Annotated in this window: 15 protein-coding genes and 1 pseudogene; 11 read left to right on the forward strand and 5 right to left on the reverse strand. The window is 57.5% G+C overall.

Translation table 11 applies throughout. The features are described from left to right. Window positions 1–105: 105 nt before the first annotated feature. From DY250_RS08965 to DY250_RS08980, 4 genes and pseudogenes are all read left to right on the forward strand, one after another. Window positions 106–1,008 carry an ABC transporter ATP-binding protein gene (locus DY250_RS08965; RefSeq protein ID WP_115612001.1) on the forward strand — a complete coding sequence of 301 codons (903 nt, stop codon included), beginning with the start codon at window positions 106–108 and terminating at the stop codon, window positions 1,006–1,008. Continuing rightward, window positions 995–2,044 carry an acyltransferase gene (locus DY250_RS08970; protein ID WP_115612002.1) on the forward strand — a complete coding sequence of 350 codons (1,050 nt, stop codon included), beginning with the start codon at window positions 995–997 and terminating at the stop codon, window positions 2,042–2,044. Before DY250_RS08965 ends, DY250_RS08970 begins: the two co-directional genes overlap by 14 nt. Window positions 2,045–2,061: 17 nt before the next feature. Beyond that, window positions 2,062–2,877 carry an ABC transporter permease subunit gene (locus tag DY250_RS08975; RefSeq protein ID WP_115612003.1) on the forward strand — a complete coding sequence of 272 codons (816 nt, stop codon included), beginning with the start codon at window positions 2,062–2,064 and terminating at the stop codon, window positions 2,875–2,877. A 79-nt stretch (window positions 2,878–2,956) separates the two neighbouring features. Further along, a pseudogene (locus tag DY250_RS08980) lies at window positions 2,957–3,571 on the forward strand (IS5 family transposase); the annotation flags it as partial. 27 nt (window positions 3,572–3,598) lie between these two features. On the opposite strand, the gene DY250_RS08985 reads toward DY250_RS08980, so the two are convergent. The 5 genes from DY250_RS08985 to ftsY form a co-directional block, all read right to left on the reverse strand. Continuing rightward, on the reverse strand, window positions 3,599–3,976 hold the full coding sequence (locus tag DY250_RS08985) for a hypothetical protein (protein ID WP_115612005.1): 378 nt from the start codon (window positions 3,974–3,976) through the stop codon (window positions 3,599–3,601). Further along, the gene (locus DY250_RS08990) at window positions 3,969–5,264 is read right to left on the reverse strand and encodes a phosphatase PAP2/dual specificity phosphatase family protein (protein WP_115612006.1); all 1,296 of its coding nucleotides are present in this window, start codon (window positions 5,262–5,264) and stop codon (window positions 3,969–3,971) included. Before DY250_RS08990 ends, DY250_RS08985 begins: the two co-directional genes overlap by 8 nt. Window positions 5,265–5,536: 272 nt before the next feature. Beyond that, entirely contained in the window at window positions 5,537–5,956 is a 420-nt protein-coding gene (fur, locus tag DY250_RS08995) for a ferric iron uptake transcriptional regulator (RefSeq protein WP_040389087.1), read from the reverse strand. 146 nt (window positions 5,957–6,102) lie between these two features. Continuing rightward, window positions 6,103–6,966 (reverse strand): RNA polymerase sigma factor RpoH, encoded by an 864-nt coding sequence (gene rpoH, locus DY250_RS09000; protein ID WP_115612007.1) that lies wholly within the window; start codon window positions 6,964–6,966, stop codon window positions 6,103–6,105. A gap of 51 nt (window positions 6,967–7,017) precedes the next feature. Then, entirely contained in the window at window positions 7,018–8,346 is a 1,329-nt protein-coding gene (gene ftsY / locus DY250_RS09005) for a signal recognition particle-docking protein FtsY (protein WP_115612008.1), read from the reverse strand. 215 nt (window positions 8,347–8,561) lie between these two features. Between ftsY and DY250_RS09010 the strand changes: the two genes are divergently transcribed. From DY250_RS09010 to DY250_RS09040, 7 genes are all read left to right on the forward strand, one after another. Further along, entirely contained in the window at window positions 8,562–8,966 is a 405-nt protein-coding gene (locus DY250_RS09010; RefSeq protein WP_245951087.1) for a DUF423 domain-containing protein, read from the forward strand. Beyond that, window positions 8,963–9,670 (forward strand): Sir2 family NAD+-dependent deacetylase, encoded by a 708-nt coding sequence (gene cobB, locus DY250_RS09015; RefSeq protein ID WP_115612010.1) that lies wholly within the window; start codon window positions 8,963–8,965, stop codon window positions 9,668–9,670. Before DY250_RS09010 ends, cobB begins: the two co-directional genes overlap by 4 nt. Before the next feature lie 42 nt (window positions 9,671–9,712). Continuing rightward, window positions 9,713–11,848 (forward strand): carboxy terminal-processing peptidase, encoded by a 2,136-nt coding sequence (locus tag DY250_RS09020; RefSeq protein ID WP_115612011.1) that lies wholly within the window; start codon window positions 9,713–9,715, stop codon window positions 11,846–11,848. A 27-nt stretch (window positions 11,849–11,875) separates the two neighbouring features. Next, window positions 11,876–13,864: a transketolase gene (gene tkt, locus DY250_RS09025; RefSeq protein WP_115612012.1), complete on the forward strand. Its 1,989-nt coding sequence runs from the start codon at window positions 11,876–11,878 to the stop codon at window positions 13,862–13,864. Window positions 13,865–13,897: 33 nt separating this feature from the next. Next, window positions 13,898–15,064: a phosphoglycerate kinase gene (locus DY250_RS09030; RefSeq protein ID WP_115612013.1), complete on the forward strand. Its 1,167-nt coding sequence runs from the start codon at window positions 13,898–13,900 to the stop codon at window positions 15,062–15,064. A gap of 84 nt (window positions 15,065–15,148) precedes the next feature. Then, a complete protein-coding gene (locus tag DY250_RS09035) occupies window positions 15,149–15,472 on the forward strand; it encodes a hypothetical protein (RefSeq protein WP_115612014.1) in 324 nt (107 codons plus the stop codon). 46 nt (window positions 15,473–15,518) lie between these two features. Then, window positions 15,519–15,683 carry a hypothetical protein gene (locus tag DY250_RS09040; RefSeq protein WP_174904603.1) on the forward strand — a complete coding sequence of 55 codons (165 nt, stop codon included), beginning with the start codon at window positions 15,519–15,521 and terminating at the stop codon, window positions 15,681–15,683. Window positions 15,684–15,736 lie beyond the last annotated feature (53 nt).

Below are 15,736 nucleotides of genomic sequence, written 5' to 3' on the forward strand. Positions count from 1 at the left end.
CTGCCTTGAATCCTCCGCAGTCGCGTATAACACCATCCTGTCTCTAGCAAAGCAGCATCAGACAGACCGCCACCCAACAATCACACCAGCCCACAAGGAACCCGCATGAGCGCACTCCTCACTGCCAGCCAACTCAGCAAAACCTTCGGCAACTTCACCGCCGTAAACAAGGTGGACATCCACATCAACGCCGGCGAAATGATCGCCCTTGCCGGACATAACGGGGCCGGCAAATCTACCCTGATGAAAATGCTGCTCGGCCTGCTCACGCCGACAAGCGGCAGCATCAGCATCAACGGCCACAGCGCGACCAGCCTCGCCGCGCGGCAGCTTATCGGCTATCTGCCGGAAACCGTCGCTCTTTATCCAAACATGACGGGCTTTGAAACACTCGATTTCTTTGCCGACCTCAAACACGTCAGCCGCGAGCGCAACCGCGAACTGCTCACCCGCGTCGGCATTATCGAGGCGGCGAAAAAACGCGTCGGTACCTATTCCAAGGGGATGCGGCAGCGCCTCGCCCTCGCGCAAGCCCTGCTTGGCCAGCCGAAAATCCTGCTGCTGGACGAACCGACTACCGGCCTTGACCCCGCCTCACGGGCCGATTTCTACCGCATCCTCGACGAACTGCGCGCACAAGGCACCGCTATCCTCCTTTCCTCGCATGCCCTTGCCGAACTTGCCGACCAGGCCGACCGTATCGTTATCATGAAAAGCGGCGTGAAAACCGCCGATGGTGACCTGCACGCCCTGCGCCGCGACGCCGGCCTGCCGACCCGCCTGCGCGCCTGGTTTGCCGATGCCGTCAAGCTGCCCGCACCATGGCAACCAGAAGGCGACGGCTGGGTCTGCGCCAGCAGCGAAACGGATAAAGTCGTGCGTCTCGGCGAACTGTGGCAAGCGGGACAACCGACAAACATCGATATCCTCCCGCCTGCACTGGATGACCTCTACGCCCACTTCCTGCGCCGCGAAGAAGCCACGGGAAACCACGATGACGCCGCCTGACAACACCCAAGCCGGCAAACAGATCTGGATAGACGTCCTTACCGTCATTTCCTGCTTCGCCGTCGTCATCCTCCATACCAACAAAATCTTTTGGGAGCGCCCGCAAGGACGATTGTGGGTAACGGCAAATATCATTGAGACCGTTTTCTACTATGCCGTCCCCGTTTTTTTCATGATCAGCGGCTATACCCTGATGGACTACCGGCAACGCTACAACAGCAAGACGTTTCTACAAAAACGATTCCGGAGGACGGTTATTCCCTTTATTGCCTGGTCACTGTTCGGCTTATGGTTGTATAGCTACAAGAACGCCATACCGCTTGAAACCGGGTGGCGCGATATCGTCAGCAGTACATTGACGCACCGCTATGTCGGCATTTACTGGTTTTTCATCCCGCTCTTTGCCATCTACCTCAGCTTGCCCGTTATCAGCCTGATACCGCAAGATAAACGGCAAAAAGTCTTTGCCTATTCCATAGCCTGTGCCTTCATTTCTTATGCCGTGTTGCCGACAGCCGCCAAACTGTTAATGCTGGATTACGATAAAGCGATACAGGCACCGTTTGTTGGCGGATACTTGCTTTACACCTTGCTGGGTTACTATCTGGGCCACTATGACATATCGCGGCGTATCCGTATCGCCCTCTATCTATCGGGGATTGCCGGACTGTGCCTGCATTTCTTCGGCACGCTCTATCTGTCTCCGCCCGACGGCATCGATCATACATTCAAAGAATATCTGAATTTTCCCTGCGTCCTGTATTCCGCCGCCATATTCGTTTATTGCCGTTACAGCCATTACCATTGGCTAGAAAGGAATCCGGTGGCTATCCGTCTATTGCACTTGGCCAAAACGGCGGCGCTCGGCGTGTACCTGCTGCATATCTATTTCGTTTGGTATGTGCCGCAATGGTTGGGCCTACCCGAACAATCCATCGTCTTTCGCGTCGGCGGCGCCGTCGGCATCTTCCTCGCCTGCGTCGCTATCAGCCACATCTTCCGCCGCATCCCGATCCTGCGCGCACTCATCCCCTAAGATCCCAAAGGAAACCCATGAAGACCCTACTTACCCTTGCCCGTAAAGAAATCAAAGACGGCCTGCGCAACCGCTGGGTGCTGGCTATCGCCCTGCTACTCGCTGCCTTCGCCTTGACGCTTGCCTTCCTCGGCAGCGCCCCGGCGGGCGAAACCAAAGCCAGCCCGCTCGCCATCACCGTGGTCAGCCTCGCCACACTGAACATCTACCTCATCCCGCTCATCGCCCTACTCCTTTCCTACGACGCCATCATCGGCGAAATCGAGCGCGGCACCATGGCACTCGTCCTCACCTACCCGCTGGCGCGCTGGCATATCGTCATTGGCAAATTCCTCGGCCAAAGCGCCATCCTCGCTATCGCTATCGCCATCGGTTACAGCGTCGCGGGGTTGGCTGTCGCCCTGTTGCACAAAAAAACCGGCTTCAGCTGGGCGGTATGGCAACCCTTCATCAAAATGACGGTCACCACCCTGCTGCTTGGTGCTGTCTTCCTCGCCATCGGTTACGTCCTCTCGGCGCTGGCCAAACAGCGGGGCAGCGCCGCAGGCATGGCTATTGGCGTGTGGCTCTTCTTCGTGCTCCTCTATGACTTCGCTCTGCTCGGCGCGCTCATTGCCGACAAAGGCCAGCACATCAGCGCCAATATCTTGAACGCACTCCTGCTCGCCAACCCCACCGACACCTACCGCCTCTACAACCTGAGCGGTAACGTGGCGAGCGGCCTCGGTGCACAAAACGGCATCGCCGGCGGCATCCTGCTCACCACCCTGCTACTGTGGATCGCCGCGCCGCTGGGACTCACCATCGTGCTGTTCAGGCGGAAAACGTTGTAACCACGCAAAATGCCGTGGCCGCCAAGCGGCATAAACGCCGGCTCGTCAAGCGATCGGTGGGAGGGAAATTTTTGCCATGTTTCCCAAATGGCGCACCGTTCATTCTTACTTCCAGATATGGAGCGAACCCCGCGAAAATGGCATCAGCCTCCTTGAGGAAGTGTTAAAAAAATCAGGTGGTAGCAGCACGCCGCAAGCAGGGACGTAATGAAGCAACCACTTTCCTGATTATTGATGCGCAGAGTGTGAAGAACACGGATACCGCCATGGAAAAAGGCTACGATGCCGGCAAGAAAGTGAGCGGTATCAAGCGGCATATAGCGGTTGACACGCAGGGTTTGCCGCATGCCCTTGCGGTGACGACGGCGGATGTTACGGATAGGAAAGGCTGCCTGCTGGCATTGGAACGTGAGCGGGATAATCTTGGCGCGGTACAAAAAGTCCTTGCCGACGGTGGCTACACAGGCGGAGCATTTGCGTTGTCGGTGCAGGAATTGACTGGTGCGGGGGTAGGGATTGCCAAACGAAACGAATTGCACCGTTTTGCGGTATTGCCGAAGCGATGGGTAGTAGGGCGCAGTTTTTCCTGACTGGAAAAGAACAGACAGCTTTGGAAGAACTGCGAGCGTAAGCTGAGTACCAGCCCCAAATGATGGTTTTGGCTTTCTTGGGAATCCTGCTACGAAGGCTATGAACACGTTCTTAAGCCGGTCACCTGTTTTCAGGTACAAACAGTAATGACGGTTACCACGGTTTGCAACAGAGTGAGCAACAGCAGTCGCTTGCATAGACGCGCTGCACCACGACAGCGAGCTACTAACGGAACGTGGGGACGGGCACGACGCAGCCCCAGGTCGGCAAGCGCAGTATCAAAGGCGGAAATGTCAGCGTTTTCATTCATCCAGCGGCGAAAAATGGCAGTATCGAAAGCAATGCGCCAATGCAGCCATAGCGCCGCCAGGGTCAGCAGCGCCCACACGATCAGCATCAGCATGCTATCCGCACGCCAGCCGTTTAGTGCGGCCAGGAGCAGGTTGAACGGTAGTAGGCGGCGCGTCGCATCCAGCAGCGCCGTAGTGGTGTACAGCAGGTCATTCATTGGCATTTTCCAGCGCTTGTACGACGGCTATACGGGTTTCCTCCGGCAGACGGGCGAGCGGACGGATACTGCGGATGTGGCGCAAGGCGCTGTCCACATCGGTTTCCCCGCCGTAGCGCACCAGCCAGACAAGGGCAGCAGCGACACTGCGGCCATAGCCGAGGGCACAGCAGATAAGGACGGGGTCAGGTTGTGTGTTGAGGAAAGCTTCGATGGCAGCAGCGGCGCGGTTGAGGGCGGCGGGGTCAGGCGCGGTCATGTCCAGCATGGGTTCGCTGTGGTAATGGGTGGAGCGGCGGCGCAGGCTACATTCGGCGCAGGTATCCACTACGGCGTGGTATTGGTCGGCAGCGAGGATGCTGCCGAGGTACAGGCGTGGGGTGAGGGCAGCGGTGCTGCGTGCATTGCCGCGTAACCAAGCATACTGGTTGAAGCGGTAAGCGAAATGCAAGGGCGTGAGTAGCAGGCGGGCGGCGAGCGTCGGGCGCCCGTCTGCCTGTTTTTGCCAAATAGCAGCACCGAGGCGGGCGTGTCCGGCAGCGAGGATGAGGCAGGAGGTCGCAGGCCAGAGTAGCCACAACCAGGCACCACCCCAACGCGCCGGCAGGGCGATGAGGATGGCGAGGGCGAGATAAAGGAAGGCAAAGCGGCGGCGGCGTGGAGTTATGGGCTCGTGCGCCCGTAGTGGTGAGACTCCCTGCCACGGCAGCACCCAGAGGATGAAGGCACCGGCGAGTAACGCAGTCGGGATGTCGATGAAGTGGTGCTGATAGGTAGTGAGCACTGAGGCACCGATGAGCAGGCACCAGGCAAACCACAGCGGGCGTAACCACGACGGCAGTTTCGGCCAGTAAAAGCGGCCAATGATGAGGGTGAGGATGATATGCAGCGAGGGCATTTCGTTGTAAGCCTGATCGAAAGCGGCAAGCGAGCGGAAGAGCGCGGCAAAGAGGCCGTCACCGATGTCTTTCGCCCAGCTGATTTGCAACGGGAAAAGCAGGAAACCGCTGATGGCGATGGCTTGCGCAGCGAGCAGTTGCGCGATGTAGCGGTGTTGTTCGCGCGTACTTGCGCAGAGAAAAAAACCAAGGCCGTAGAAGAGGTTGAGCGACCAGTAGGGGATGATGGTCCACGGCAGGAAGGAAATGTGGTGTTCCCAGGCGTAGGCGATTTCGGGAACGTCGGCGCGGCTCGCAGTGTAATGGTTGGTGAGGCCGTAGCTGAGGTAGAAGATGGTGGCGACGGCGGCAAGTTTGAGCAGGGTGGGGATGAAGGCGGGTTTGTTCACAGGATGTCGTCTTTTACGATAGCGCGCTCAATTTTATGCGAAGGAAACCTGATAGGCGATAAGTGTCGCCTGATGGGCTTTGTGGATGACGTGGCCGCCCTCCCTCTTGTCTTGAACACGAATAGTATGGAACGCAGCATGAGGTTGATGCAGAACAAAGTGCGCGGGTTGCCACAGATTCTTTATTCATTTTTCGCCGCTTATTCGTGAAAAACGCTTCCTTACGGAAGCGTTTTGTGGGTGAGCACTGGTTTCATCATCTGGGTTTGCAACTATTTGGCGAGATCTCCGTTGTAAACGCCGTAGAGGATAAGGCTATGGTCTTCGAGTTCGTAGCCGTATTCACGCGCAACTTCTTTGAGGCGCTCAGCAATGGTTTTATCATAGAATTCAACGACTTTACCGGTTTTCACACAGATGAGGTGATTGTGGTGGTCACCGTTGTTGATTTCGAAAACGCTGTGGTTGCCTTCAAAGTTGTGTCGTTTGAGGATGCCCGCCTGTTCGAATTGGGTCAGGACGCGGTACACGGTGGCGAGGCCGATGTCTTCATCCGCTTTGAGCAGGATTTTATATACGTCTTCCGCGCTGAGGTGGCGGGCGTTGTCCGTAGTCTCGCGTTCCATGATTTCAAGGATTTTCATCCTCGGCCCGGTCACTTTCAGCCCGGCTTTTTTAATTTGAGAACTCATGTCGTTTTCGTCTCCGTGTAATGTTGTCATGTTCTTTTACTTGGGGATTGCCTCTCGGCAGCTTTGCCGGTAGATGATCGGGTTTTGTTATTTTTATGTGATTAGAGGTGAAAGGAGAAAGCAGTTGTCCCGCTTTCCCGAAATACTCAGGCTTCGATGTGCGAACGCAGTTGGTGCATGGCCTGTTGTTCGATTTGCCGGATGCGCTCTGCCGAGACTTTGTATTCATCGGCAAGGGTTTGCAGAGTCGCTTTGTTGTCTTCATTCAGCCAGCGGGCCTGGACGATGGCGCGGCTGCGGTCATCCAGTGATTGCAGACCTCTGGCAAGTTTGCGCTGCATCAGGTTGTCGTGTTCGGCGTTCTCTGCGCTTTCTGCTGGGTCAACGCTGCTGTCTGTCAGCCATTGTGAGGGGCTGAAGTGATCGTTGTCTTCGTCGTCATCGCCGAGTTCGAAGGCGATGTCCTGGCCGTGGATGCGGCTTTCCATTTCGAAAACGTCTTTGGTGCTGACGTTGAGTTCGTCGGCAATTACGCGCGCTTCTTCTTCGTTTAACCAACCGATGCCTTTTTTCATGCTGCGCAGGTTAAAGAAGAGTTTGCGCTGCGCTTTGGTGGTGGCGATTTTAACCATGCGCCAGTTGCGGATGACGTATTCGTGGATTTCGCTTTTGATCCAGTGCACGGCGAAGGATACGAGGCGCACACCACGTTGCGGCTCAAAGCGTTTAACGGCTTTCATCAGGCCGATGTTACCTTCCTGGATGAGGTCGCCTAGCGGCAGGCCGTAGCCAGTGAAGCCGCGCGCGATATGGACGACGAATTTGAGGTGGTGGACGATAAGGGTTTGCGCGGCGTTGATGTCGTTAGTTTCTTGCAGGGCAATGGCCAAGCGGCGTTCTTCGTCGGCATCCAGAGCCGGGATTTGCCGGACTTTAGCGATGTATTGGTCGATGTCGGTGCTGGGGGTTAACCAGTTTTGGTGGCTGAGGGTTAGTGCTGTTGTCGTCATTATGTCGAGGCTCCTATATTTGATTTTTCTGTTCAATTTTACGTTTACATTTTATTCTACATATAGTAGTGCGCGCACAAATTCGTTTGCATTAAAGGGTCGTAAGTCTTCCGACTGCTCGCCGACGCCGATGTAGCGGATAGGAATGCCCAGTTTTTCGCTGATGGCAAAGAGGATGCCGCCTTTGGCAGTGCCGTCAAGTTTGGTGACGGTAATGCTGTCGAGTTGCATGGCTTTGTGGAATTGTTCGGCCTGGCGCAAGGCGTTCTGACCGTTGCCGGCATCAATGATGAGCATGGTTTCGTGCGGGGCGTCAGGGTTAAGTTTGCCGATGACGCGTTTGATTTTTTGCAGTTCGGCCATGAGATGATCCTGGGTATGCAGGCGTCCGGCGGTATCAATAATAAGAACATCCACGCCGCGAGCGGTCGCGGATTGCAGGGCGTCGTAGGCGACGGATGCGGCATCGGCACCGGTACCTTGAGCGATGACGGGGACGTTGTGGCGCGCCCCCCAGGTTTGCAGTTGTTCAACGGCGGCGGCGCGGAAGGTGTCGCCGGCGGCGAGCATGACTTTTTTGCCTTCTTGCTGGAAGTGGCGTGCCAGTTTGCCGATGGTGGTGGTTTTGCCGGCGCCGTTAATGCCGGTCATGAGGATGACGTAGGGTTTGGCGCTACTGGTATCAAGCGGCTGGGCAAAGGGTGCGAGCAGTTGCTGCATGTGGTCGCGCACGGCGGCTTTGACGGCATCCACGTCTTTGAGTTCTTTGCGATCAATTTGTTGGGTGACGGTGTCGATGATTTTGGTGGTGACTTCGATGCCAACGTCGGCGGTGAGCAGTTGTGCTTCGAGATCGTCGATAAGGTCCTGGTCGAGTGTTTTTTTCCCGAGGAAAAGGTTGGCGAAGCCGTGCCGTGTTTTGGCGAGTCCCTGACGGATGCGGGCAAAGTAGCCCCCCTCGCTTTTCGGTTTTGCTTGCGGCTGGGGTGTGTTGTCGTATTCGGCGGCGGTTTCGCTTATTGGGTCTGCTGTAAGCGCCGTAGTTGTCTCGCTTGGCGTAGTTTCTGCGGTAACGGTTGTTGATTCTTCGCTGACGGTAGGTGCCGCCACCTCCTCGCTTGGTGCAGTTTCGTCGGTGTCGTTTGTGGGCGCTTCTTCTGCCGCAAACGCCGTAGTTATCTCGCTTGACGCGTTTTCTGCGATAACGGCTATCGATTCTTCGTTGACGATAGATGCCACCGTTGTCTCGCTTGGGCTATCGCTAGCGGGGCTTTCTACGGGGGAGGAGACGGGTTGTTCGGTGATGGCAGCGTTATTTTCTTGTTCTTGCGGGGTAGTGGTTTGGGCTTTATTTCGTTTTTTGAACCAGTTGAATACCATGTTGGCGATGTTCCGTGAGGGATTGGGCGGGATGGCCGCATTGTTTTGGGGTACGGCGAAAGGTCTTGCGGGCGGTGGTAAGATGCGTGTCTGCGCCCGCCGAAGGCGCGGGATTATAGCAGTGATTTGTGGTTCAAGCGGCGGTTTCCCGCTGCTATTGTGAGGTTTTTATGGTCAATCAGGTTAAGTCGCCAAGTGGTGAGATACCGCCTGCCATGCCGAAAGCGACGGCGGGGTATCCGCATAGCCGCACGGCACGTCTGTTTTTGCTCGCGGCCGCGCTGAGCGGATTTTTGTGGGTCTCTCTCGGCGCTATCGCCGGGCATGAGGTGTTCAGCGGGCTGCACGCGTCTTTTTTTGACAAGGCACACCGTTATCAGATTGTGCACACGCTGGCGTTAATGCTGCTTGCGACTTTGCCTTTGCGTCTTCCGCTGTCGTTTTGCCGTGCCGCCGGGTTGTGCTGGTTGCTGGGTTTGTGCTGTTTTTGCGGCAGCTTGTATGTAATGGCGTTCTTGGGCACGGAAGCGGTGCGCTACTTGGTGCCGGTAGGCGGGGTAGCATTTTTAGTGGGTTGGGCGATGCTGTTTATCGCCGCTTGCGTGGGGGAACGATCATGACGGAAAAGAGAGTTGTGGTATTGACCGGAGCGGGGATTTCCGCCGAATCCGGGATTGCAACGTTCCGCGCCAGCGACGGTTTGTGGGAAAACCACCGTGTGGAAGATGTCGCCACGCCGGAAGGTTTTGCGCGTAATCCCAAGTTGGTGCAGGATTTTTATAACGCCCGCCGCGCCCGCCTGCATGATGCCGATGTACAGCCGAATGCCGCCCATATCGCCTTGGCCCGTCTGCAACAGGCGCTGCCCGGCAAGGTGACGCTGATTACGCAGAATGTGGATGATCTTCATGAACGCGGCGGTGCCACGGAAGTGCTGCATATGCACGGCAGCCTGCTCAGTGTGCGCTGTCTCTACTGCGACAGCGTGCAGGATAACTGGCACGACGACTGCTCAACGGAAACGGTCTGCCCGGTCTGCAAGCGTGCCCACGGCATGCGGCCGGATATCGTCTGGTTCGGCGAGATGCCTTATTACATGAATATTATTGAAAAGCGCCTCGCCAACTGCACCCATTTCGCCGCTATCGGCACTTCGGGGCAAGTCTATCCGGCGGCCGGCTTCGTCGCCCTCGCGCGCGAGTGGGGGGCAGAGACGTATGAAATCAACCTGGAACCCAGTCACGGCGCCAGCAAATTCCAGCATATTTACAGCGGCAAGGCCACGGTTGAGGTCCCGCGCTGGGTGGAAAGCATGTTAAACTAACGCTGTCTTACTATCTCAAACACGAAACTTTTTATACTTTTTATGATGAAACGACTCCCCATCATCTTCCTTGCCATCCTGCTTTCTGCCTGTGTGCACAGCAATGCGGGACAAACAACCGCCGATACCGTTCCCGATTATGCCCCGGAACCGTTGATTATCAGCAACGAACACAAAAAAGCGTTCCGTCTTGGAACCAACCTGCTGGTCAACCACCACTACCGCAAACAAAAACTCTCTGCCATTGCTGGCGACATTCATCTTGATTACCTGCAAGCGCTGGATCCCTCGCACATCTACTTCCTGCAAAGTGATATTGACGAATTTAAACACTATGGTGATGCGCTGTTACAGGCGAACAAGGGCGACCTGAGCGCATTGCTTGCCATCTATCAGCGCTACAGCGAGCGGGCAAATGCACTGAACCGCTGGTCGCTGGAACGCCTCTCCCGCCCGTTTGACCTCAGCGGTGACAGCACCATTACCTACCCCGAAGCCAAAGCCGGCAAAAAACAGCCGTGGCCGGCTGATGCCGCCGTCGCCCAGGCAGAGCAGGAAAAGCGTATTGAAGACCAGCTCATCCGCCTGCGCGTTTCCGGCAAAAGCGAAGAAAAAGCCCTGAAACTGCTGCGCAGCCGCTATACCGGTGCTCTGCGCCGTCTCAACCAGATCACCATGAACGACGTCTTTGACATCTACATGAATGTTGTCAGCAGCCGCTTCGACCCGCACAGCAACTACCTTTCACCGCGCACTAACGAAGACTTCAACATCAACATGCGCCTCTCGCTGGAAGGCATCGGTGCCATCCTGGCTTCAGAAGAAGACCGCGTTACCATCCGCGAACTCGTGCCGGGCGGTCCTGCCTATAAAAGCGGCAAACTCAGCGTCAAAGACCAAATCATCGGTATCGCCCAAGGAAATGATGGTGAATTCGTCGACGTGACCGGCTGGCGGCTAGACAAGGTTGTTGACCTCATCCGGGGCAAAAAAGGTACCCTTGTGCGCCTCTTGATTGACCCTGTTGATGCCGCCAAAGGCATGCGCGAAATCACCCTCGAACGTGATGAAGTCAAACTTGAAGAGCAGGCTGCCCAATCCACCATCGAAGAAGTCAGCGAAGACGGTGTGATCCGGCGCATCGGCGTCATCAAGCTGCCGTCCTTCTACATGGACTTTGAAGGCGCGCAGCAAGAAAAAAGCGATTACCGCAGCACCTCGCGTGATGTCGAGCGCCTGCTCAAAGAATTCCGCGATGCCAAAGTGGATGGCGTGGTTGTTGATTTGCGCGGCAACGGCGGTGGATCGCTCTACGAAGCGGTGAAAACCGTCGGCCTCTTCATTGACAAGGGCCCCGTCGTCATCGTTTCTGACGCCAAAGGCGGCGTGCGCAGCGAAACCGACGATGATGAGGGTACCGCTTATGATGGTCCGCTTGCCGTCCTTATTGACCGCTACGCCGCATCTGCCTCGGAAATCTTTGCCGCTGCCATCCAGGATTACGGACGCGGCCTTATTATCGGCAGCAACAGCTTTGGCAAAGGCACCGTGCAAACCATAGTTAACCTCAACGACTTTGTCGTCAACAACACCCCCAACCTTGGTGCAATGAAATTCACCATCTCCATGTTCCACCGCGTCAATGGCAGCAGCACCCAGTTCCGGGGTGTCTCGCCCGACATCCGCCTGCCCGCGCTTTTCTCGGCGGACGAAGTCGGCGAACAGGCCGAAGAATACGCCCTGCCGTGGAAATCCATCACCGCTGTCAAAATCAAACCGGCGGGCAGAATCACCGACAGCACCCTCGGCACCCTGCGCCAACTGCATGAAACCCGGATGCTCGGCAAACCCGAACTGCGCCGTTACCAGGAATACGTTGACAAAGTCCTGGAAAAAAACCGGCAGAGAACCTGGCCGCTCAACCTGCAAACCCGCAAGAACGAACATGCCGACTGGAAAAAATACCAGGACGACTATGAAGCGGCGCAACGCAAAGACGTCCCCCTGCTCAACGCCGACAAAAAGAGCCAGAAAGAAATCGAAGAACGCAATGCCGTTGTAGAAGACGAGGACGAAAAAGAAAGTTTTGTCCCCGACGTTGCCCTGTTCGAGACGCTGCACATCTTCTTCGACTACCTGCAACTTCTTAACCCGCAGGCAGCTGCAGACGCCGCCTGACCCCTTCCATACTGACCGGAGACCCGCATGACCCCCATCCAAACCTTCGCCGCATCAATCCGCATCCTCAGCATGGATGCCGTGCAAAAAGCCAATTCGGGACATCCGGGGGCTCCGATGGGCATGGCGGACATGGCCGCCGTCCTGTGGCACGAACACCTGCGTGTCAACCCGGCCGACACCCGATGGTACAACCGCGACCGTTTCATCCTTTCGAACGGCCACGCCTCCATGCTGCAATACGCCCTGCTGCACCTCACCGGCTTTGACATCTCGCTGGAAGACATCAAAAAATTCCGCCAACTGCACAGCAAAACCCCCGGCCACCCCGAATACCGCGACACCCCGGGAGTCGAAATCACCACTGGTCCGCTTGGCCAGGGCATTGCCACCGCGGTCGGTATGGCTATCGCCGAACGCCACCTGGCCGCGCGTTACAACCGCGACAACCTACCGCTCGTTGACCACCACACCTACGTTTTCCTCGGCGACGGCTGCCTGATGGAAGGCGTATCCGCCGAAGCCTGTTCGCTGGCCGGCACCCTCGGCCTTGGCAAACTCATCTGCCTCTACGACAGCAACGGTATCTCTATTGACGGCGAAATCGCGCCGTGGTTTGGCGAAGACGTCGCCGCGCGCTACGAAGCCTACGGCTGGCATGTTATCCGCGACATTGACGGCCACAACACCGACGCCATCAACACCGCCATCAACGCAGCCAAAGCCGAAACCGGCAAACCCTCGCTCATCATCTGCCGCACCAAAATCGGCTATGGCTCACCCAACCTCGAAGGCACCGAAAAAACCCACGGCGCCCCGCTTGGCAAAGAAGAAATCGCGCTGACCAAAAAAGCGCTCGGCCTGCCGGAAGGCGACTTCGAATTGCCAGAGGGCGCCTACCAAGCGGCCAGCCTGCGCGAAAAAGGCGCCAAACTGCAAGACGCCTGGGAACACATTTGGCAACAATACCAAGATCAATACCCGGCCGAAGCCCAGGAATTTGCCCGCGTCATGAGCGGCAAACTGCCGGAAAACCTCGACCGCGTCATCGACAACACCCTCGCCCAGTACAACGAAGCCGGTGGCAACATCGCCACCCGCAAAGCCTCCGAAAACGCCATCAACCTCCTCCTGCCGCACCTGCCCGAACTCATCGGCGGCTCGGCCGACCTTACCGGCAGCAACCTCACCTGGAGCAAGGCCGCTTCAAAAAGCATCAAGCCCGGCGATTTCAGCGGCAACTACCTCCACTACGGTGTGCGCGAATTTGCCATGAGCACCATCATGAACGGCATCGCCCTGCACGGTGGCCTGCGCGCTTACGGCGGCACCTTCCTCGTCTTCTCGGACTACATGCGTAACGGCATACGCCTCTCCGCGCTGATGAAATTGCCCGTCACCTACGTTCTCACCCACGACTCCATCGGACTCGGTGAAGACGGCCCGACGCACCAACCCGTTGAACACATCGCCTCGCTGCGCCTCATCCCCAACCTCAATGTCTGGCGCCCCTGTGACCAGCAGGAAACCCTCGTCGCCTGGCGCAGCGCCCTGAATCCGACTACCCCGACCGCACTTGCCCTTAGCCGTCAAGGACTGCCCGAACAAAAACGCGACGAAGCCACGCGCAAAAACATCGTCAGAGGCGGCTACATCCTCGAAGCGGCAGAACACCCCAGCCTCGTCCTCGTCGCCACAGGCTCCGAAGTCGCGCTCATCGTCGCTGCCGCCGCCAGGCTGCGCGAAGAAGGCCAGCGCGTACAAGTCGTCTCCATGCCCTGTCTTGATCTCTACCAGCAGCAGGATGCTGCCTACCGTGCCACCGTCCTGCCCAAAGGCGTACCGACCGTCGTCGTCGAAGCCGGCGTTACCCTGCCGTGGCGCGGCATCAGCGGCGATCGCGGCACCGTCATCGGTATCGACACCTTCGGCGCCTCGGCTCCTGCGGACGAACTCTTCCCGCTCTACGGGCTGACAGTGGAAAACATCGTCGCCCAAAGCAAGGCCTTACTCTGAACACCCACAACCCCTGAAAAAGAGGAAAAAACCATGCGCAAACTCAGCGAAATCGACGTCAACGGCAAACGCGTCCTGATGCGGCTCGACCTCAACGTCCCGCTCAAAGACGGCAAAATCACCAGCGACGCCCGCATCCAGGCAGCCCTGCCGACTATCCGCTACGCCCTGGATCACGGCGCTGCCGTGATGATCATGGCGCACCTGGGGCGCCCGACCGAAGGCGAATACGACGAAGCCTTCTCGCTCGCCCCCGTGGCCGCCTACCTCGGCAACCTGCTCGGCAAAAACGTCCCGCTCGTCAAAGACTACCTCGACAAAGCCCCGCAAGTCGCCGCCGGGGACATCGTCATGCTGGAAAACTGCCGCTTCAACAAAGGTGAAAAGAAAAACGAAGCGGCGCTGGCCGAAAAATACGCCGCCCTGTGCGACGTCTTCGTCAGCGACGGTTTCGGCGTCGTCCACCGTGCCCAAGCCTCCACCTACGGCGTTGCCGAAAAAGCGAAAACCGCTGTTGCCGGCCTGCTCGTCCAGCAAGAAGTTGAAGCACTGGAAAAAATCGTCAAAAACCCGGCCCGTCCGCTGCTCGCCATCGTCGGCGGCTCCAAAGTCTCCACCAAACTGCTGGTACTGCAATCCCTCCTGGAAAAAGTGGACACCCTCATCCCGGGCGGCGGTATCGCCAACACCTTCCTTGCCGCCGAAGGCATCAACGTCGGCGCCTCCCTCTACGAACCCGACCTGCTCAACGACGCCAAAGCCATGCTGGATAAAGCCCGTGATCGCGGCGTCAACATCCCGCTGCCCGTGGACGTCGTCGTTGCCACCGAATTTTCGGCGGACGCCAAAGCGGTTACTAAAAATGTCGAAGACGTTGCCGACAACGAAATGATCCTGGATATCGGTCCGAAAACCGCCGAAAACTACGCGCGCATCATCGCGGAAATGAAAACCGTCGTTTGGAACGGCCCGGTCGGCGTCTTCGAAATGGCGCCGTTTGCCGCAGGCACCAAAGCACTGTCTGAAGCCATCGCTACCTGCCCCGGCTTCACCTTCGCCGGCGGCGGCGACACCATCGCGGCCATCGGCCAGTTCGGCATCGAAGACAAAGTGGACTACATCTCCACCGGTGGCGGCTCCATGCTCGAATACCTCGAAGGCAAAAAACTGCCCGGACTGGATATCCTCGGCGCCTACTAAACCGCGCCTTTCAGCAAAAACCGCAGCAGATCTGCGGTTTTTTATTAAACCTTCCGCTCTCCCCCACACCACGAGGACAACACCATGCAAAAAATCCTGCTCACCACCCTGTTCGCCGCCAGCATCAGCGCGGTTGCCACGCCCGTTAACAGCGAAGATGCCGCTTTCGCCGCCGCCCTCGCCGCGCTGGAAAAACACCAACTGACCTCGCTGAAAACCGAGTGCCTGTTCTTCGATGCCGCTGAAGAAGGCGATAACTACCAAATCAACGTCCATGAAAAACATGACGCCACCTGCGGCGGCGACCCAAACACCGCGCCGCGCCTCTTCACCCTGACGGTCGCCAAAGCCGACGGCAAAGTCAGCGTCGATGATCCGGTGAGCGGCGAAACCCGCGTGCTTGAATAAGGAGACATAACACGTCGGCATCATCGGCCTCAGCGGCTGGGGCGCAATGTCGCACTACCTCGCCCTGCGCCTGCCGGAATACTTCACCCTGAATGGCCTCGCTGCGGGCAGCCCCGCCAGCACCGCTGCCGCCGCCGCAAAATACGGTGTGCCTTATCACACTGCCAGCGCGGCGGCGACCCGAACACCGCGCCGCACCTCTTCACCCTGACGGTCGCCAAAGCCGACGGCAAAGTCAGCGTCAATGATCCGGTCAGCGGCGAA

Source organism: Cardiobacterium valvarum (assembly GCF_900460955.1).
Classification (GTDB): domain Bacteria; phylum Pseudomonadota; class Gammaproteobacteria; order Cardiobacteriales; family Cardiobacteriaceae; genus Cardiobacterium; species Cardiobacterium valvarum.

What these genes read in the sequence shown, in the direction of transcription:
- DY250_RS08965 (WP_115612001.1), top strand. Translation starts at nt 106, where the DNA reads ATGAGCGCACTCCTCACTGCCAGCCAACTCAGCAAAACCTTCGGCAAC.
- DY250_RS08970 (WP_115612002.1), top strand. Translation starts at nt 995, where the DNA reads ATGACGCCGCCTGACAACACCCAAGCCGGCAAACAGATCTGGATAGAC.
- DY250_RS08975 (WP_115612003.1), top strand. Translation starts at nt 2,062, where the DNA reads ATGAAGACCCTACTTACCCTTGCCCGTAAAGAAATCAAAGACGGCCTG.
- DY250_RS08985 (WP_115612005.1), bottom strand. Translation starts at nt 3,976, where the DNA reads ATGAATGACCTGCTGTACACCACTACGGCGCTGCTGGATGCGACGCGC.
- fur (WP_040389087.1), bottom strand. Translation starts at nt 5,956, where the DNA reads ATGAGTTCTCAAATTAAAAAAGCCGGGCTGAAAGTGACCGGGCCGAGG.
- rpoH (WP_115612007.1), bottom strand. Translation starts at nt 6,966, where the DNA reads ATGACGACAACAGCACTAACCCTCAGCCACCAAAACTGGTTAACCCCC.
- ftsY (WP_115612008.1), bottom strand. Translation starts at nt 8,346, where the DNA reads ATGGTATTCAACTGGTTCAAAAAACGAAATAAAGCCCAAACCACTACC.
- DY250_RS09010 (WP_245951087.1), top strand. Translation starts at nt 8,562, where the DNA reads ATGCCGAAAGCGACGGCGGGGTATCCGCATAGCCGCACGGCACGTCTG.
- cobB (WP_115612010.1), top strand. Translation starts at nt 8,963, where the DNA reads ATGACGGAAAAGAGAGTTGTGGTATTGACCGGAGCGGGGATTTCCGCC.
- DY250_RS09020 (WP_115612011.1), top strand. Translation starts at nt 9,713, where the DNA reads ATGATGAAACGACTCCCCATCATCTTCCTTGCCATCCTGCTTTCTGCC.
- tkt (WP_115612012.1), top strand. Translation starts at nt 11,876, where the DNA reads ATGACCCCCATCCAAACCTTCGCCGCATCAATCCGCATCCTCAGCATG.
- DY250_RS09030 (WP_115612013.1), top strand. Translation starts at nt 13,898, where the DNA reads ATGCGCAAACTCAGCGAAATCGACGTCAACGGCAAACGCGTCCTGATG.
- DY250_RS09035 (WP_115612014.1), top strand. Translation starts at nt 15,149, where the DNA reads ATGCAAAAAATCCTGCTCACCACCCTGTTCGCCGCCAGCATCAGCGCG.
- DY250_RS09040 (WP_174904603.1), top strand. Translation starts at nt 15,519, where the DNA reads ATGTCGCACTACCTCGCCCTGCGCCTGCCGGAATACTTCACCCTGAAT.